The organism is Bremerella sp. JC817, assembly GCF_040718835.1.
GTDB lineage: Bacteria > Planctomycetota > Planctomycetia > Pirellulales > Pirellulaceae > Bremerella.
In genome coordinates, this window is the sequence record NZ_JBFEFG010000268.1 from 636,129 (window position 1) to 653,503 (window position 17,375).

Consider the following 17,375-nt stretch of genomic DNA (forward strand, 5'->3'; position numbering starts at 1 on the left):
TCATTTTACCAACGAAACGGCCTGAAGGTCGAACGTCAGGAAAGCGTCGTTATTCTGGCGTTCGTGGTGGAAATGGGGTACAGTCACCTCCGCCTAGCCCCCGGCAACCCCCTCTACCAAATGCCAGGATGGGAAACCTAGTCGAAATGAATTCGAGCAAAGCAACATGGCACCCCAACTGACACCAGCCCGAACCAAAGAACCACGCGAAGCGATTCCTCCGGAAGCTTACTCGCACAATGCTCCCACGTGGTTACGGCATACGGCGGCCACTTTTTGGTTGGGGTTTGTGTTGTTTCTGCTTCCGCTCGCGCTGGGCCTGTTTGAAGACCCACACGCGCTGATTCCCTGGGGCGGACTGCTCATCGTTTTGCTGGCAATCGGGCTGGCGGTTTGCGCCGCGGACCTGTTTCGCTTGGGGGTTCGTCTGATGGGACTGGCCGCGCTGCTTTGTTCAACGCCGACCTTACTGACGAAATTCGAGAACTCGCATCTACTCGTTGGCACCGTGCTGCTGATGGTGGCGACGTTCGGGCTGACCTATGGTGTGCGGACGCTGCTGTCGTTGGCCGGCTTTACCGATCACTTGCCGAAACAGCTCTCGATTCAAACGTTGCTGTTGACCACCGCCGGTTTCGCGGTGCTGGCCGCCAGCGGAACCTATGTCTTTCAACAGGTCGGCCATGCCTTCGCCTTTCATCGCTTGCCCCAACTGATTCCGATCTCGCTGCTGGTGTTCGGGGTGTCGTGGCAATCGGCCAGCAGTTCGGTCATGCTCTTCGCCAAAGGTTCGTTGAAGGAAGCCTTGCTGATCAGCCTGACATTGTCGGTGACCGGGTCGTGGCTGTTGATGCTGGGCATCCTGCTGGAAGATGCCGACTTCCATCTGATCACCATGATGCGCATGGCGTTTGATGAACACATGCTGCTTTCCGCCTTCCCATTTGCCATGGGCGCGACGACGTTCTATTGGGTCTTCATGCTGCTCACCCTCGGATCGTTCCGCACCCTGGCTCGCGCGATGTAGTTTGATTCGATGAATGGCATCGTCCCCGTCAACTTCTTAGAACGCTTTTCCATGTCCACCGACACCCAACCTGACGACTCGCTGGTTCGCCGCGCTGGGGCACGCCTTGAGCCTTCGTGGCTCCCAGTTGCGACCAGGGTAGTGGCGGGCGGCTGGTTGTTGGCGGTGTTCGTCGTGGTACCGATCGTCCGGCCAGAACTGTTTCACCCCTCGTATCTTCTGCTGCTTTGCACCATGGCGGCCTTGTTGGCGGTAGAGCGTCAGGGAAGGTTTTCACTCGGCGGGCGTTTGTTGTGCCTGGTTGGGGTGATGTTGGTGGCGCCGTGGGTGTTTCGCTGGCTGAACTCGTTGTACGAGAACCCACCGGTGCTGATCGACTCCGGGCGTCCCTACGCGTTCGAGATGACATGGGTCGCGACCTTTGCGTTCGCCTGCAGTTGGTTTCTGGCAGAGCTTCGTCGCCGGAACCAAAACCGCGAGGGGCACCGTTGGCAGATGTCGATGGCAAACTTGTTCTGGCTGACCGCGGCCATTGCAGGCTGGCTTGCCCTGATCATTCACTTCTATCACCAGGAAGGCTTTGCCGACGTGTTTCTGTCAGGGGGGGCGGTGATTTGGTTTCCTCTCTTTTATTTGTCGGTTGTCGCGATCACCGGCTTGCAGTTCGGTTTCGCCAGTGTCGTCTTGGAACCGTACGGTCGCCCGACAAAAACGCTGTTCGGTTCGGGACTGCTGCTGTTGGCTTCGCTCCCGTTGAATATCTTGAACGGCGTCCTTTTGGATTTGGATAGGGGAACCGCCGGAGGAAGCGTCCTGCAGTCGAACTTCGCGTTCTATTGGATCTGGGAGTCGATCCTCGTTCAAATTCAATGGTGGTCGGTGGCCGCAATCACCCTCGGTGCGCTCCACAACCTTTTCCTTCGTATCCAACGGGCAGAAACCGATGAGCCGTGAATCGCAAGACGAAACGTGTTCGGCGGAGGTCGCCCCTCTCGCCGAGCAAACCATCCCAACCGCGCTGACGCTCTACCAGACGGGCTACTACGTCGAGCGAAAAGAGCCGTACTATCAGTTTATTGCGCTGCCCGATGGTCAACACTGGTTTCTGATGCAGATCGGAACGCAAACGGCCTGGTGGCTGGCCGCTGTGCTGACCTTGGCTTCGCTCGGAACGATCGATCGCTGCTGTTCACGAAAGCCTAGGGATGTCACTTGATTTAGAAGCAGAAATGCCCGCCCAGCACAAAGCTTCGCCCGCCGAGGTACGGCCTCGGATCTGGGTGGTGCTGGTCGCGATAATCTGGCTGGCGTTTTTCGTGAGCCAATTGGTCCAGTTCGAGCTTTGGGGCGAACTGTGTTGGTACCTGATTGCCTGCGTCGTGGCCGTAATGCTGGGGGCGTTACCGAAAAGCGGTGGCTTCGTTCAGCGTCGCCTGGGCCTATTTGCCCTGATGTTGCTGATCATTCCAACCATCTTCAGCAAAATGGTGAAATTGAGCGTGCCTGACCGCGACTATCTTGTTCAGTCGATGACCTGGGCCGCGCTGGTTTCGTTTCTCAGTGCGTGGCTGCTGCATGCCGTGCGGCGCTGGTGGCGCGGCGAGCCAGCCTTCGGTCAGAAGATCTCGCTGGCGCATCTGTTTCTCGCGACTGCCTTGATTGCGGTGGCGCTGCTGTGGGGGAAATATATCGTCCAAGGCTTCGACCGAGGCTGGCAAGATTCGAGCCGCGATACGATTGTCGAGATGCTGGTTGGCATCGGGGTGGCGACGCTGTCGCTCAGTATCGCTTCGCTGGTGATCGACAGCCGACGAAAGTGGTGGCAGGCCATCCTTGGCTCAGGCCTGCTGCTGCTGTTGACGTCGCAGGGGATCTACTTGCTGCTGGCAGTGGGAGGTCCGCTGATATTCGATGAACCGGAGCTTTCAGGTCCGCAGTTTACGCTGCAGTCGTGGATCGATAACTCGGCGGCCGCCATGATCTTGTGGGCGTTGAGTGTCCCCACCATCCTGGCACTGCACACGCTTTATCGCCTCTGCGTGGGGAAACCGAAGCATGCCAACTGAACCTCTGCCCGACGAATTACCTCCCGCAGAATCGCAGCCGACAGAAGAGTGCCCCGATGAACTGGTTGGCTGCGGTCCGCCGTTCTTGGCGGCTGCCTGGTTGGCGATCTTGACAGTCAGCCTAAACAATACGCCCCACGTTATGCTTGCCGTAGGCGTTTTGACCATCGTTGTCTTTCTGGCGGCTTGGCCTCCGATGCATCGCTATTTTCAGCTTCGGCTTGTGGGGCTGGCCCTACTCGTGATTTCTCTTCCGCTCCTGGCCGCGTCACTACGATCCCGTTCGCCGTACCAGGGCCATCTCGAAATCCAATGGATGACGTGCACCACGATTCTTACCTTTGCCATGGTTTTGCTCGTGCAGCGCTACTGCAACTGGTGGCAGGGCGATCGGTTGTTCCCGGGTCACCTTTCGCTGTCCAAGCTCTTCCTGGTGGTTGCGTGGCTGGCGGCGTCGTTTGCCTGGGGGAACTATATCCTCACCGAGTTCCACCAGGCCTGGAGCGAAATATCGGCAGACACGATCGTTGTGATCTGGTGCTGGGCGATCCGCGTAAGCGTTGGCGTTTCGATCGCCTCGCTGATCCTGAACGATCGGACACCGCGCTGGAAGTTGACGCTCATCTCGTTGGTGACTTATATGGTCACGTCCCAGGTTCTGTTGCTACTCGAGCTGTTAATCATCTGGGTCATCACCGATCCGACGTTGCCATCGGCTGGTGCGCTTTACCAAGCCGGATGGATGCCTATGGCCCTGGTGCAGTTCGCGCTTTGGGGAAGCATCTTCTTGACGATTCTGTCGGTTCGGACCTTACTAGATTTTTTCCGTATCTGGCCCACGCATGTCTCACAACCTTGAACCGTCCGAACCTGAATCGGATCTCGCTGCGACACCGCTCGAAGAATTGGGCGAAGGTCCCGAGATGGAGCCGGCGCCACCTTCCGCGCTCCGGCCCACCGATGCCATGACCTCGCTCGGCTGCATGCTGGCGGCACTCCTGGCGACAGCGCCAGCAACGATTCTGATCTTTGGTTTCTTGATCAACTTGGGGCTGCTGATCGCGCTCGTCCTGTTTACCGTCGTCATGGCGACCAGCCAGTTGCGTGGAATGTCGCTAGGGGCCCGCACCATCATATGGTGCGTACCCGTTTGCGGGGCATGGCTCCTTTTGCACAGCAGCGGCGGCATAACGCCTAGAATGACTCTCCCGATATTGGTCTTCTTATTCGAAATCTACTTCGGCATGCAGATCTTGAAAACCTTGGTCTATTGGCGAGAGTCGCCCCAGAATTTCTCGTCACAGCTTTCGATCTTCGACATGCTGATGCTTGTCGCAGCGATCGCGATCATGATCGCCTTCCTTCGCTTCGTATGTCTGGAACTGACCGACTTCCACCTTGGGGACCCTTATAGCCAACGAAACAACCTCTACGTTAATCGCGAAGTGATCGAGCTGATTATTAATTCGCTGGCAATCGGTGCTCAAGTCGCTTTGGCCGCTTGGCCATTGGTCTCGCGAGAACCGATCGGCAAAGTCTGGATTTGTTCCGGCATTGCCAGCGTGATCTTTGCGATGGTGTTCGCGATAGCGCATGTTCTCTACCTTCTTAGTTGGGAACCGCAGCACGGTTTCAAATTGTTGCCGGTGGTAATCGTGGTGTTCTGCCTGACAATTGCGCTCGTAATCTTATGGTTTTTCGTCTTCTGGATCATGGTGCTCGTCCGCCAGGTTCTTCAACTGATCGGCGAAGTCCCTACTTCGTAGCAAGCCGGGGCGAGCGATCGACACTAGCGATCCCAAGGTTCCAGCGCGTCGAAGATTGCCTTCGACTGCGCCGCGTGCTCGGCGGCCCGGTCGGCCTGACCGAGCTGCGAATAGACTTCGGCCAGGTCGCGATGCGCTTCCCATTCCACGTCAGGCACCGCTTCGATCAGGGCCAACAGGTCGGCCTTGGCTTCTTCCCAGCGGTTGAGCTTCATCAGGTATTCGGCCCGCACCCGCCGCGCGATCCAGGCACTGGCCATTTCCGACTCGTCTCCTTCGATCGTCGCTTGCACTTCGTCCCAGCGTCCCATCCGCAGCCAGATGCGGTATCGCAAGAAGACCGCGCTGGTGATCTGTTGCGGCTCGACTTGTAACAGGCGTTCGACGTCGTCGAGTGCCTCTTGAAACTTGCCCAGCTCGAGGTAGCACTCGGCCCGGTCGAGCAGTTGCAGCGAGCGCGCCGTGGAATAGGCATCTTCCTGCATCACCACCAACAGCGAGCGTGCTTCGACCGCTTCGGCGTACTGACCGCTGCGCTGCAAGGCGTCGGCCTGAATCGCGAGCCACGCTTCGACGTCGTCGGGTTCCAGCTCCATCGGATTGTTCGGAACGAGGTGCATCACCTCATCAAACTGGTTCGTATGCAGCAAGGCCCGGGCCAGGTCGAGATCGTACGCGCCCCCCGGCGGAATGTCGCACGCGATCGCCTGACGGACGTCGGCCACTTCCTGCTGATAACAACGCAGGTCGAACTCTTCAAAGCCAGCCCACAGCTGCGGACGCGAAGACCAGCAGGTCGAGCGCTGGATATAGCAGCCTTCCTTCGCGCTCGGATCGTCGGCCGCCAGGATCGCCGCGGTGGCATCGCACAAGATGAAGTCTTGCCGGATTCCGCTCTCGGTCACCAGGGCCAGCGATTCTTCGTCCGCTTCGCCGTAGATCTCGGTATCGATCTGTCCCAGTTCGAGCGACCGATCGACGTAGCCTTGATAATCGGTCGGCTCTTGCAGAATGGTCCGATGCAGTTCTTCCAGCCGATCGACTTCGGCCTGTTGAATGGCCAGCTCGCTCAGGTCATCGGTCGGGGGGAAGTTGCGGATCGGGAAGAGCCGCCGCGAAATCTGCGCGTACGCGTTCAGCATGCGGTCCGGGTCGGCAGCATGGGCGGCTTCCAACGACGAGACCGCGCCAAACGGATCGCCCGCATGGACGCACCCCATCGCTTTCACGATCAGCGCGACCGCGATCTGCTGCGAGTCGCCATGGATTTGCCCGAGATCGAAGGCTTCCTTGGCAACCGCCATCGCGCGGTTGCTATCGCCCCCTTTCAAGAGCCCAATCGCCGTCTCGACAAACGACCGCCCCTGCCAAGCACTTTCCACCACAAGCATCCTTCCATTTTTGCACCGCGCCACAGATCTGCCCTATATCATCCCCCAACAACCGCCGCCCGCCAACCATGCCACACCCGCGGCGAAGCCCACCGGGGGAAAAGCCTGCGGCTGGAAGAGGGACACTTGCGTTTTGATCCGCTACAATTCGGTTCCCCGTCGCTGCTTAGGGCGAGGGGCAGTGATCAGAAAGATAGGTTTCACATGCGTTCGACTTGGCGGTGGTCTTTACGGGGGTTGATGCTTTTCGTGCTGCTGGTTGCCTGCGTTTCGGGGTGGCTTGTTTCGCTGCGGAGTGCCTACCATGCCGAGAACGACGCGGCTGAGGCGCTCTTTTCCGAGTATCAGGCTTTCTTGCAGGCCGCACCGGCGTGGGGCTCACACGGCAGCTACGTTGACATCCCGTTTCCCGACGGGAGCCAGCTTCAGCATGGGCGGCTTCACGTTCCGGTCCATACCGTGCGGTTCAACAGCGTTCATCTCGATGATCGGGCCTGGGAACTTCTTTCAAAACTGGAGGGGCTGCAATCGCTTGTCTTGTGGGAATGCACCATCGACGCGACCGGGCCGAGTTTCTCGCGCCTGCCCAACGTCACGAAGGTTGCCATGCATCACACACCTCTGCCAGCAGAGCCGAAGCGTGAGCTGTGGACCGGGCCCACGCTTCAACAGCTTGAACTCAACGACGTTGGCGATCACCCACTGGCTGGCTACGACCCGGCACAGCCGCAACGACAGCTACAAGCGTTGGTTCTCACGCGCGGACAAGTCGATTCGACCGAGCTCGACGCGATCTGGCAGATGCACCAACTCAAGATGCTGGAGATGAACTTCGTGGAAGTCGATCCAACCGAGATGGCAGGGCTGCGAGAGCTGGCGCGTGTCGAGACGCTCACCCTGCGTGGCATCGACCTGCCGCCGGAATCACTGCCGAACACGTCCGACAACTTCTCGCTAAGAGAATTGGCTTTGCTGCAGTGCCCAATCGATGACGAAGATATCGCCACGATCGTCCGAACAGGCGGGCTGTTGACCACACTCCGTTTCGATCGCACGCAAATCACCGACCAAGGAGTCCGCAGCCTGCTCAACTTAATGGCCCTGCGTTCGCTGGCCTTCTATTCGGACGAACTCACCCAGAAATCAGTCGACACGCTGCGAATGATGTATTGGCTTAACTGGTCGGAAGTCACCATCAAATCACCCCCTATTCAGAACGAACTCGACGAGCTGCAGAGCAAGCGGCCTGGCCGACGGTAGTGTGTCGCCAAAGAAATGGTTAGCAGAAGAAGATGCTTCCTTCTCGCCCAAGAAATGGCACGACCCTTGAGCGTGTGCCGCTCAAGGGTCAATTGTCAATCAATCGACTCAATGACAAACAACGCATGTTCTTTTACCTTGTTTCGGAGGGTCGATTACCAAATCCTCCATCCCAACAACATCGTGATTCCGGTTCCGATTAACGTAACAACCGTATTGATGGCCGTATTCAACCAGCCACCGTACGTATTGCCATTTCGGCCAGTGATGATCGATACGACGAAAATAATGACGACCGCTACGAAAAGCAGTGTGATGACAACCGTTGCGAAAACAAACCACAACAGCCGGTTTAGATCTACATTTGAATTCTCCATTTGAGAGTTCTCCTTCGATTTCAATTAGATTTCTTGCTCCATAGGCACCTTCTTGGGTGACAGGAATTTGTAAAACTCAAGACAACAGGTCTTGCTTACATACTTATATAGTAGTCTCCACGTTTTTTTCATCATGTTTTTCGTCATTTCTCACGACGTGGCCCCGCATCCCTAAAGAACAGGCTAAACGGGCTTATTTTTAGGTGAGTGGGCTTTTCAGAAAGTGCCGCAGAAAGCTAGTTGAGCTCACCACACCGCATCCCACGGTCCAATATTGGGCTGGTCTTCTCGTGCACATCTCATCGGGGATGCGTCAGCCTATCGATGCGACGTTTTCCGTTCCGTCGATTGGAAGAGACACCATCCATCGGTAGTCACCTTTTCGCTCCTCCCAACCCGTGCTCGCCCAGCGATCATCCAGCTTGCCCGTGGCATGTTGTGCGAAGACAACGTATGCGTCTGCGGGCTGTTCTGGGGCGGGATAATCGTTGTGTTCGGTCGTTTGCTGGGGGGCCGTTGCGGTCGGGGAAATGAGGTTTGGCCCATCCGGGTCGCGGTTCTCCGCGAGTTCGTTCGCTTCTGCTGCCGACCGGCACAATGGTGTTAGACTCTCAACTAGACGAGGGGCAACACGGTCCAGGTCGGCACAAGCCACCCACGCTGGCATCGATTCCATCGATGCGGGGCACAGCGGAGGGGCAGGGTGGTTTGTGCAGGACCGTCCTTTAATCAACAGGAGCTTGAAATTCAATGGTTCGTGGGCAGGCGATTGCTACGCGAAATATGCTGGTGATGCTGGCACTGTTGTTATCCGTGCCGGCAGCAGGCTACCTCTATGCTCACCGTTCCGACACGGTGCAGTATGCGATTCGCCACGGCGATATGGTGCTGCTGAAGCAACTCGTTCGCTCGCATGAAGATGCCACGCAGCGTCTTCGCGTGCCTGGCCCTGAAGAGAATTGGGGAGAGCCGATTCACCTGGCAGCGGCGGCCCGCCATCCGGAAGTCGTTCAGTATTTGCTAGAACTTGGCGCGGACCCCAATGCCCAAACCGACGACGGCATGACACCGCTGTTCTATTGCCACAGCACCGAAAAGCTGCTGGTCAACGATCCGGCGAATCGCGCTTTTCCGAATCACGCCGTGCTGGTGCAAGAAGTACTGCTGGCTGCTGGTGCCAACATCGACCATCGCTACAACGGCATCACGCCGCTCATGTGGGCGGTGAAGAATTGCGACTTGCCAGTAGTTCGCTCGCTGCTGGATCATAACGCGGCGATGAACCTGATCGATTACAACGCACGAACAGCGCTCGATCACGCGAACGAAATCAAACCGACAGTCACTCGACATCTGCTGGTCACCATGCTCACCGAGCACGGAGCAATTTCGGCCCAAGCCGCCACCACGAATTAAGCGGTCGGCACGCCGCGGAGATTGCATGTTCCGGGGAAGCATCGGTGATGACTTCATAAGACGAAGTTGCCTCGCCGGCCGAGGCAGAAGCACGACGCCCACCAGCGGAAGCAGACCGACGCGATCGTGGTTGTCTCCGTTGGCTGGTGGATGACCGCGACTATGGAAATGGTTTCGGTCGCTGGTGGACGGGGTAGTAGGTTTTTAGTGGTAGCTTTCGAAGGGACCGTCCTTTCGGCACGCACGCTTACGTTTCTTTCGAAGACGTTTCATGCTCACGCGACGCAATGGCCTGACGACGCTGATCGTCATTTTTGTGATGCTGCTGATCGGCCTTGCGATTGGCGGTTACAAGTATGCTCAATCGCGATACTCGGTTCACCAGGCACTCGCCAACGGCGATATACGGCTGGTCAGAAGCCAGATCCGCAACCGGCTGGAAGCATCGCATCATCTGCGTTTAAACCAGCATCACGAGCAATGGGGCCTGCCGCTGCACGTGGCGACCAGTGGCAGCCAGGCCGAAGTGGTCGAGTACCTGATCGAACTGGGGGCCGATGTCAACGCTGAAACGCACGACGGTATGACCCCTTTGTTCTTCTGCCGATCCCCCAATGAATTGCGACAGGTGACGAACGATCAGCGGTCGCATCCGAACCCGGCCCTCGAAGTGCAATTGATTCTTATCGATGCAGGGGGCAACGTGAACAAGCCCTGGGGAGGCATCACGCCGCTGATGTGGGCCGTGCAAAACCAAGACCTGCCGGTTGCCGCGGCATTGATCCACCACGGTGCCAGCGTTAACGCCACCGACCACTCGTTCCGAACCGCGCTCGACTACGCACGGGACATCGAACAACCGATCGTGCGGCACCGACTGATGACCCTGCTCACCAACCATGGTGGCTGGTCCGGGGAAGACTATCGCCCGTAAGAACTCGTTGCAAACGGTTCCAAGGAACCTGGCCCCACGCCCAAGCGATGCACGGCGCTGTTCGGCGGGGAGAATCGCCGATCAACAACGCCTACGAGCGCGATTTCAACGGCAGGTTCTCCGCCTATCGAACCAGATCGCTAAATTCGATGGTCGTTCGCGGGTTGTTGAACTCTTCGTGAACGGCGAGCAACGCCAGGAGTAACGTATCCGAACCAGAGACAACGTCATAGTATCCGGTTCGCGAACTAGCCCGCGGCAGAGGCTTGCCTTCGTCCCAGAAGACGGCAATCGCCTCGTCTGCCAGTTGGCGAGCGCGATCCAGGTAACGTTCGTCTTGAGTGATGCGGTGCGCTGCGAGCAGGGTGAAAATGACCGTCCCGTATTCTCCAGCCCACAGATCATCCTGTCGAGGATTGGGAAGTTCCTCGAGATAGAGTGTTCCTGCTTCGACGACGAGCTTTCGATACTGGTCACCCATTTCGGACTTGCCAAGTTGCTGTTGCCGCGTGTTGCACTGCAAAGCAATCATGGCTGTTGAGTGGATGCCATATCCCAGCCCCCAATGGCGTGAATATCCGTTGGACTGTTTCGCCTCGACCGTTTTCGGCTGACCGGTCTCTGTATCGGCATAGCTGACAAAGCCAAACTCAGGGTCCGCTGGCTTGTGAGGCATGGAAAGGAACGCCTTGTCCTGAGAGCTGGCCAATTGTCGTAACAATGTTGCCGATTGATCATCCATCCGCTGTGCGGCATCGGTACATTCGGCCGCCAGGGCGACGGCATACAACGAAGGCGATGTTTGAAACCAGCCTTCGCGGTCGGAACTGTCGAGCGACAGATGCCCCAGCCGACTCATGCGGTCAAGGTATCTTTGTGTCAGCACGCGAACCGCAGTGGCAAACTGCTCGTCATGATTTGCGGCGTAGGCACGGGACCAGGTATCGATAAAATACCCGCCCTCTTTCGCAAAGTCATAGTCTCGCCCAGGACCATGACGGTGATACTTGGCATGCCGACTGAAGTTACCTGTTTTCTGGTCCGCAATTTGATGTTCCCAAAGTCCATAGGCGTACTTTAACGTTCGCTCAGGCTCGGCATCGTAAAGCAAATCGAAGACGACAAATTTCTCTTTCGGCTCGTGCGTTTGATTTGGGTCCAAGTCTCCCAACCGATCGTCGACGCAGTTCCAGTAAAGATGCTCGCCCCAAGCGAGCAGGCCGGTTTCGGGATGCTGCGTGATACGTACGAAGTCTACCAATGCCGTTTGGGCTGCCTGTTCGTACCGTTCTTCCCCCGTCATTCGGCTAAGATGCAACATCGTGCGGTAGAGGTCTTGCTGAAGATTCGCATTGGAACCGCCTGGCCCTGTCCGATCGCTATGCCGGACTCCTTCCGGGGCCTTGGGCAACGACCGCAATGGCTTTCCGGTCTTTCGATCCAGAACGGAAAGTATCATTCCGGATTGTTGTTCCCCGTACCTATCTCGCCCGTTCTCTAAGATCTTGTCGACCGTGTTACGGACGACTTCCAAATACTTCGTATCGGAAGACGAGGGCTCCGCCGCCGATACCGCATGACAAACGTTAAGCGCGAAGAAGAACATTAAGCCGATAAGTTGTATACGACCACTTAGAATGGAAATATTCATCTGCGCGTGTTGCCTCACATGCGTTGACCGAAATTGCAACCAGGGTTACTCAAGGGTCAGGTTAAATCTTTGGCAGTCGGCACGCAATCAATGAGACCACTTTTATAGGGAAGAAGTCAAAAGCCCCGAACGAACCTGCCTGATAAGCTCTGGTACCTAACCGGTGTTTGTCCCCCTTCGTTCCGTGAACGATCTTTGCTGGAAGACCGATATCCGCCTGATTCAAATGATTCTAAGGCTCGTGAATTAACAGCTCCCCGGACAGGTTCTTCCGGTCAAGGTGGCTTCTCTTCTCTCGCGCACCCTACCATTCCGCTGCTCAGTGCGCTACCATGAACTGCTCGTAATCTCTTCACTTCTTCCCACTTCCCAAGGCGGTTTGCGATGGACGATTCTTCGGCGGGCCGGGGTTCGGTGGGGGATGGGGATTGGGCTGCGGGGGACGTGGCTTCGGGGCGGGTCGAGTTCTTTTTGGATCTCAACCGTTTGGACGAGGCCCTGATCGAGGCACAGCGGTGGGCTTCGCTTGAGCCGCACAACCCCTACGCGCTCGCGCAGCTTGGCTACTGCTATTCGCGGAAGTTCAAGGTTCGCGAGGCGATCGAGAACGCTCAGGCCGCCCTGGCCATCTCTCCCAGTTCGCACTTCATGCAGGTCAATCTGGGCATTTGCTATCACAACACGGCTCAGCCTGAGAAAGCGATCGAGGCGCTGCTGCCGACGCTGGCCATCGATCCGAACGATGCCACCGTGTATGAAATTCTGGCCGAGTGCTATCTGCATACCGAAGAGTACGACACCGCCTTGACGCATTGCGAAAGCGCGATCGCGCTGAACCCTGCGGCGGCCAGCCCATGGAATTTGAAGGGTCGGCTGCTGATCGAGAAGTTGCAGCCAGAGCCGGCGCTGGTGGCGCTGCGGGAAGCCCTTCGCCGCGAACCGAACCACGCCAACACGCACTATCAGATGGGCGTCTGCTTCTTCATGCAAGGGAAGCGGGAGCAGGCCCGTCATCAGTTTCAAGAAACACTACGACTCGACCCGCCCGACGTGCTGGCCAAGTGGCAGTTGGGAAGGCTCGATTCGGTTCTGCTCCCAAGTGTGTACTCGCCGTTTGAATGGTATGCGTCCGGCTTGCGGCTCTATTCCAAAGGACTGCAGGCCGTGCTCAACGACAAGGCCACCATCTGGCTGGTGTTGCTGCTGACGGTCGTTTACCTCGCCATGTGGCTCTGGCATCGCGACAACGACGTGGTGGCTTGGATCTTAAGCATCGCGCCGCTGATCATTCCTTACGCGGTACTGCCGATCTGGATCTTGCCGATTTCGCACACGCTGTTTCCATTTGAAACGAACATGCAGCAGTTCGTCTGGCAGAAGCGGCTCGGGCTGCGGCTGTTGGCGGCGTCGCTCTTGGCGATCGTCGTTGCCGGCGTATGGGGTTTGGTGACCTGGGATGGCCTGGTGTTCGGTTCGGCCTTGACCGCCGCGTACGTTTACCTGGCCGCGGCCCAGTTCGTGTTGAAAGATACCTGGGCCGAGTCCCTTCCGGTCGCCAAGTACGTGGTCACTTCCTTCGTGCTGGCCGTCGTCGTTGGCGTGAAAGTGTTCTTCGTCGACCACACCACCGAAACAGTCGCCACCCACGTGATGTTGAACGTAATCGGCTGGCTAGGCATGCTGACCTTCTTCCGAGAAATCCGCTACGACCCGCCCAAAGAAACCGAGCCCCCAACCGAAGCCACCGAAGAAGTCGTTCAGGTCGAAGTGATCGAGGATTGACCGGCCGGGGAACCAAGAAGATCGCACGATGATCGCAGATATCTACGACGCAAATCGCCCCTTGTTCGCGTTGCCAGGCTCCCACCCGGCTCGGCAATTTCTGGAAGCATTTGTCGCTTGCCGGCAAACATGTAGCGGTCGTGAACTTCCGCCACCGCTAGGCGAAGGCATCGATCAGACCTGGTGGTCCAAGCTCGACCAGCGACAATGGACGTTCTCTGGCTTCGTTTACATGTACGTCTCGTTCACCGTCGTGCTCGATGGTTGGTTGACCGATGCGCCAGAGCGAACCGAGACGGAACGCCTCACGCTGGACAAGCTGCCACACCTCGAGCAGTTGCTTTCAGAATGCCGTGCTGCCTGCCACGCCCACGGCAACTTCCGCGTCCTTGCCATGGTCGACCAGGTCGGCGACATGCTAACCCTCTGGAGAGATTGCCTGGTATCCCGTCGCGATTCGTGAGTTCGCTGGCGAAGCGTTCCCAATGCGTCCTCTATTTCTCAACACCTGACGATCACCGTAATGAACGAGAACTCACCAGCCAGTTTCCTGCAGAAGATCGTTCAGGCATACGATGCCGGCATCATCTGCCCAGCCGAGGTTTGGAATCAGGTCGCCGATTGCTTGAACGATTGCGACGTCGAAACGGTTCTGAACAACTGCACCAAACCAACACGGCAGGCGCTCGTCCGAATCTACGCCGACCGCCCACACTCGCTGCAACCGGAACAAGGCCCTGCAAACACCCGCGCAAGAATCGAGACCTGGCTGCAAGGCTAACGCTCGGACGAGTTTTAATCGGTGGGCAAATCTGTCGCGATGGCAAGTCGTTTCATCCGATCGAATACGCGGTGCCGGTGACGACTACGTTGTTCTCGGTGAAGGTAATCGCGTCCAGGCTGTTGATGGCGAACTGGCATTCCGTCGGCAGCGAGTTGCCGAGCAGGCCGTCGAGCAGTTCCAGGAACAAGAAGTCTTGGACAATCGTGCACAGATCTGCCTTACTGACTTCGTAGAACGCATCGAAAGAAGGATAGCCATGACGCTTCAGCGCAGGAATCTCTAACGATCCATCTGTTCGCCGATCGTCGCGCTCAGTCTCCTCGACGAATGCATCGAACGCCTGCTGAATCGCAGACTGAAATTCCGCCGGGGAAAGCTCGATGCGATAAGGGAGCAACTCGAAGTCGCCTACCGTCACCTCGCCAAAGCCAAGCTGGCGATAAGTAACCCGACCGGGCTCGCATTCGATATCGCCCATCGTGATTTTCAACTTCTGTCTCCTCACCAACCGGATTTTGCGGGTTTTATGCCCCTTGTTACAGGGTAGGTTTGGAACGCCTATTCTTCCATCATTAGTAACGTTCGGCTTTCTTCTCTTTTTTTAGAAGATTCAATGTTGCCGATGTCTACTTATCTGTATATTGCGTATGCCCATCAGCATGCATGACTTCACACCCCAGTGCTACCCACACGGAAGGTCAATGGCATGTTTCCTCTTGACGAATCGTTTTTGGCGGCAATTAATCCGAGCGATGTCCATGGCGGGATTAATCTCCGTGAAAAGGAGATGGTCCTTACGACGCTCCGTTTCTATTTTGGTCCCGCTCAAGGCTGGGGAGCTGTTCACGATGTGTCCGATCCTGGTTCTTTGAATCAGTTGAATCATACGCTTCGACAGCCTGGCGAGCGTTACGATCTCTTGGAAAGTCAAACGCCTCTGGCTGCAGGGCATTTTTCTCAAGGACATGCCTCGACCGGGATGGTCACGCTGTACGTCGCGAAGAAGGACAACCCAGGCTTGTCACCAAGCTACTTCGTGTACGAGCTGGAAACTAATCTCACGCTCTATATCGGACCTGATCTTCTTCACAACATGCCTGGGCATTTGGTTCTCAATTGCCTGGTGCTCGCCCCAGACCATCGCCCCACCCAGTCGTTGACATTACGTACTTAATTGATCATCGCGTTTTATCATCCGTATAAGGGCAAGACGAATGACATTCAACGCCTCGAAGTATGTGAATTTCGTATCCGCTGATACTGCCGCACGCGAACGGTTAACGCTGCAGTACATGGGGCCACGCGACGATTTTGACTTAATCGTGATCGGTTCCGGCATGGGAGGCGGCGTGCTTGCCGATGACCTGGCCGAACGACTGGGACGCCATCAGCGCATTCTCGTTTTGGAGGCGGGATCGTTTCTGTATCCGACACATGTCTACAACTTTTGCCGGTTCCCCAATGCCAGCGTCGCAAAGCACTTCGGTTGCGATACGTTTTGGCAAGATAGCAACTCCTCCGACGCCGATCAGTTTATCGGCGAGAAGCCTCAACTAAACTTTGGCGGTCGATCGATCTTTTGGTCAGGTTTGATTCCCACACTGCAAGGTTGGGAACTTGATTTCTTTCCCCATCGTGTACGGCAAGATCTCGTTTCCGGCCTATTGAATCGTGCCGGTGAAGTGATGAATGAGTCACGCTCCCTCGGGGCCGCCGCCGAAGCCGTGGTCACTCGCTTGCGTGCTTCCAGCCTGGCAGCCGATTTTTCGATTCAGCAGACGCCCCGTGCACTTCACCAGCCTTACCTCGAACCCAACGGCATCCCTAAAGATGAGTTCTTTACGGAACCAACCGGCGTCTTCAATACTGCAGAACTATTGGTGAATCAGCTTGGTTTAAGTCCTGGGGTAAGCCATGGTGATGGGTCCGGTCTACATATTTTGCTTCGCCATTTCGTGGAGGATATCCAAAACCATGGCGGTCACATGGAAGTGGTGGCTAGAAATTTGGCGACGGGGGATATCCGCACCCTGAAAGCTGGCCGCGTCATCCTGGCGGCTGGTTCAATCGAAAGCCCTAAACTTCTACGGCGATCAAGCTTGTTTCCGAATCTTCCCAACGAGGTGAAGTGGCTTGTTGGTCGTGGCCTGACCGATCATCCGACAACCGATGGAACGCATACGTTCGTCGACGGAATTGGTGATGTGAATCTCGATCCAACCGACCACGCCAAGATTGTTTTCTATTCTCGGGGACTGCGTGATGGCAATCGGATTCGCTATCCGTTCAATGTTGAGATGAACTTGAATCACGAACGCTGGCATCTTCGCGACAACGATCCCTCGGAATCCGTGCCACCTTCCCCGGAAGGGCTCGCCCGAATCGATATCAAGTTTAGCTTTGGCAATTGCCTTGACGATGACAATCTTATCGAGCCCGCGCCACCTTTCGAGTACGTCCCGAAGATTAACTTCCATAACCAGAAGAAGGCCGATCGACTCGCCCATTCGAGATTGCCAGCATTGGCCAATTGGCATGGAGGCACCAATCAAATCTGGGATATCCTGAACGATGTCACGCATCGGATCTTTTCCCAGTTTCGTGTTCACGGGCAGAGTGCTCGGCCTGCCGATGAGGCCTGGTATGGTCAGAACTGGAAAGGCTTCGGCTATGGGACGGTGCACCATGCGGCAGGTTCGCTGCGCATGCCTTCACGACCAGCCGTTGATCAACCGTTCTCACCGCACTCCGTGGTGGATGAAGATTTGAGGGTCATTGGTGCGGATCGCTTGTACGTGTGTGACATGTCCGTGATGCCGATCAGTACCGCAGCCAATCCGGTACGCACACTCGTCGGACTCGCGCTCCGTCTGTCGCAGCATCTTGGCTAGGCACACTAATCCCAACGGAAGTCTGGCAAC

Annotated in this window: 17 protein-coding genes; 14 read left to right on the forward strand and 3 right to left on the reverse strand. The window is 56.8% G+C overall.

The features are described 5' to 3' along the window. Positions 1–166 precede the first annotated feature (166 nt). From AB1L30_RS13955 to AB1L30_RS13980, 6 genes are read left to right on the forward strand one after another with little or no spacing between them, the layout of a single operon-like run. On the forward strand, positions 167–1,027 hold the full coding sequence (locus AB1L30_RS13955) for a hypothetical protein (RefSeq protein ID WP_367014036.1): 861 nt from the start codon (positions 167–169) through the stop codon (positions 1,025–1,027). Between the two features lie 51 nt (positions 1,028–1,078). Beyond that, a complete protein-coding gene (locus AB1L30_RS13960) occupies positions 1,079–1,981 on the forward strand; it encodes a hypothetical protein (protein WP_367014037.1) in 903 nt (300 codons plus the stop codon). Beyond that, a complete protein-coding gene (locus AB1L30_RS13965) occupies positions 1,971–2,243 on the forward strand; it encodes a hypothetical protein (RefSeq protein WP_367014038.1) in 273 nt (90 codons plus the stop codon). The genes AB1L30_RS13960 and AB1L30_RS13965 overlap by 11 nt, the downstream gene beginning before the upstream one ends. Continuing rightward, positions 2,233–3,093: a hypothetical protein gene (locus tag AB1L30_RS13970; RefSeq protein WP_367014039.1), complete on the forward strand. Its 861-nt coding sequence runs from the start codon at positions 2,233–2,235 to the stop codon at positions 3,091–3,093. Before AB1L30_RS13965 ends, AB1L30_RS13970 begins: the two co-directional genes overlap by 11 nt. Continuing rightward, a complete protein-coding gene (locus AB1L30_RS13975; protein WP_367014040.1) occupies positions 3,083–3,952 on the forward strand; it encodes a hypothetical protein in 870 nt (289 codons plus the stop codon). Before AB1L30_RS13970 ends, AB1L30_RS13975 begins: the two co-directional genes overlap by 11 nt. Next, positions 3,936–4,859 (forward strand): hypothetical protein, encoded by a 924-nt coding sequence (locus tag AB1L30_RS13980; RefSeq protein ID WP_367014041.1) that lies wholly within the window; start codon positions 3,936–3,938, stop codon positions 4,857–4,859. Before AB1L30_RS13975 ends, AB1L30_RS13980 begins: the two co-directional genes overlap by 17 nt. A 23-nt stretch (positions 4,860–4,882) precedes the next feature. Here the strand turns inward: AB1L30_RS13980 and AB1L30_RS13985 are convergent, their stop codons facing one another. After that, the gene (locus tag AB1L30_RS13985; RefSeq protein ID WP_367014042.1) at positions 4,883–6,241 is read right to left on the reverse strand and encodes a hypothetical protein; all 1,359 of its coding nucleotides are present in this window, start codon (positions 6,239–6,241) and stop codon (positions 4,883–4,885) included. 213 nt (positions 6,242–6,454) lie between these two features. On the opposite strand from AB1L30_RS13985, the gene AB1L30_RS13990 reads away from it, so the two are divergent. The 3 genes from AB1L30_RS13990 (at position 6,455) to AB1L30_RS14000 (ending at position 10,237) form a co-directional block, all read left to right on the forward strand. After that, positions 6,455–7,510, forward strand: coding sequence for a hypothetical protein (locus tag AB1L30_RS13990; protein ID WP_367014043.1), 1,056 nt, complete (start codon positions 6,455–6,457; stop codon positions 7,508–7,510). Between the two features lie 1,127 nt (positions 7,511–8,637). Beyond that, positions 8,638–9,303, forward strand: coding sequence for an ankyrin repeat domain-containing protein (locus tag AB1L30_RS13995; RefSeq protein WP_367014044.1), 666 nt, complete (start codon positions 8,638–8,640; stop codon positions 9,301–9,303). A gap of 271 nt (positions 9,304–9,574) precedes the next feature. Beyond that, entirely contained in the window at positions 9,575–10,237 is a 663-nt protein-coding gene (locus AB1L30_RS14000; protein WP_367014045.1) for an ankyrin repeat domain-containing protein, read from the forward strand. 124 nt (positions 10,238–10,361) lie between these two features. On the opposite strand, the gene AB1L30_RS14005 is transcribed toward AB1L30_RS14000, so the two are convergent. Beyond that, a complete protein-coding gene (locus AB1L30_RS14005; RefSeq protein ID WP_367014046.1) occupies positions 10,362–11,888 on the reverse strand; it encodes a hypothetical protein in 1,527 nt (508 codons plus the stop codon). A 384-nt stretch (positions 11,889–12,272) separates the two neighbouring features. On the opposite strand from AB1L30_RS14005, the gene AB1L30_RS14010 reads away from it, so the two are divergent. The 3 genes from AB1L30_RS14010 to AB1L30_RS14020 are packed head-to-tail and all read left to right on the forward strand — an operon-like array spanning position 12,273 to position 14,451. Continuing rightward, positions 12,273–13,670, forward strand: a complete 1,398-nt coding sequence (locus AB1L30_RS14010) for a tetratricopeptide repeat protein (protein WP_367014047.1) — start codon at positions 12,273–12,275, stop codon at positions 13,668–13,670. A 28-nt stretch (positions 13,671–13,698) separates the two neighbouring features. Beyond that, positions 13,699–14,133, forward strand: a complete 435-nt coding sequence (locus AB1L30_RS14015) for a hypothetical protein (RefSeq protein WP_367014048.1) — start codon at positions 13,699–13,701, stop codon at positions 14,131–14,133. Positions 14,134–14,193: 60 nt separating this feature from the next. After that, complete coding sequence (locus AB1L30_RS14020) at positions 14,194–14,451, forward strand: hypothetical protein (RefSeq protein WP_367014049.1); 258 nt, start codon at positions 14,194–14,196, stop codon at positions 14,449–14,451. 52 nt (positions 14,452–14,503) lie between these two features. On the opposite strand, the gene AB1L30_RS14025 is transcribed toward AB1L30_RS14020, so the two are convergent. Next, positions 14,504–14,944 carry a hypothetical protein gene (locus AB1L30_RS14025; protein WP_367014050.1) on the reverse strand — a complete coding sequence of 147 codons (441 nt, stop codon included), beginning with the start codon at positions 14,942–14,944 and terminating at the stop codon, positions 14,504–14,506. A gap of 216 nt (positions 14,945–15,160) precedes the next feature. On the opposite strand from AB1L30_RS14025, the gene AB1L30_RS14030 reads away from it, so the two are divergent. Both AB1L30_RS14030 and AB1L30_RS14035 read left to right on the forward strand, forming a co-directional pair. Next, positions 15,161–15,628 carry a hypothetical protein gene (locus AB1L30_RS14030; protein WP_367014051.1) on the forward strand — a complete coding sequence of 156 codons (468 nt, stop codon included), beginning with the start codon at positions 15,161–15,163 and terminating at the stop codon, positions 15,626–15,628. 40 nt (positions 15,629–15,668) lie between these two features. Next, positions 15,669–17,345: a GMC oxidoreductase gene (locus AB1L30_RS14035; protein WP_367014052.1), complete on the forward strand. Its 1,677-nt coding sequence runs from the start codon at positions 15,669–15,671 to the stop codon at positions 17,343–17,345. Positions 17,346–17,375 lie beyond the last annotated feature (30 nt).

Coding starts and splice junctions, on each gene's coding strand:
- AB1L30_RS13955 (WP_367014036.1), top strand. CDS start 167: ATGGCACCCCAACTGACACCAGCCCGAACCAAAGAACCACGCGAAGCG.
- AB1L30_RS13960 (WP_367014037.1), top strand. CDS start 1,079: ATGTCCACCGACACCCAACCTGACGACTCGCTGGTTCGCCGCGCTGGG.
- AB1L30_RS13965 (WP_367014038.1), top strand. CDS start 1,971: ATGAGCCGTGAATCGCAAGACGAAACGTGTTCGGCGGAGGTCGCCCCT.
- AB1L30_RS13970 (WP_367014039.1), top strand. CDS start 2,233: ATGTCACTTGATTTAGAAGCAGAAATGCCCGCCCAGCACAAAGCTTCG.
- AB1L30_RS13975 (WP_367014040.1), top strand. CDS start 3,083: ATGCCAACTGAACCTCTGCCCGACGAATTACCTCCCGCAGAATCGCAG.
- AB1L30_RS13980 (WP_367014041.1), top strand. CDS start 3,936: ATGTCTCACAACCTTGAACCGTCCGAACCTGAATCGGATCTCGCTGCG.
- AB1L30_RS13990 (WP_367014043.1), top strand. CDS start 6,455: ATGCGTTCGACTTGGCGGTGGTCTTTACGGGGGTTGATGCTTTTCGTG.
- AB1L30_RS13995 (WP_367014044.1), top strand. CDS start 8,638: ATGGTTCGTGGGCAGGCGATTGCTACGCGAAATATGCTGGTGATGCTG.
- AB1L30_RS14000 (WP_367014045.1), top strand. CDS start 9,575: ATGCTCACGCGACGCAATGGCCTGACGACGCTGATCGTCATTTTTGTG.
- AB1L30_RS14005 (WP_367014046.1), bottom strand. CDS start 11,888: ATGAATATTTCCATTCTAAGTGGTCGTATACAACTTATCGGCTTAATG.
- AB1L30_RS14010 (WP_367014047.1), top strand. CDS start 12,273: ATGGACGATTCTTCGGCGGGCCGGGGTTCGGTGGGGGATGGGGATTGG.
- AB1L30_RS14015 (WP_367014048.1), top strand. CDS start 13,699: ATGATCGCAGATATCTACGACGCAAATCGCCCCTTGTTCGCGTTGCCA.
- AB1L30_RS14020 (WP_367014049.1), top strand. CDS start 14,194: ATGAACGAGAACTCACCAGCCAGTTTCCTGCAGAAGATCGTTCAGGCA.
- AB1L30_RS14030 (WP_367014051.1), top strand. CDS start 15,161: ATGTTTCCTCTTGACGAATCGTTTTTGGCGGCAATTAATCCGAGCGAT.
- AB1L30_RS14035 (WP_367014052.1), top strand. CDS start 15,669: ATGACATTCAACGCCTCGAAGTATGTGAATTTCGTATCCGCTGATACT.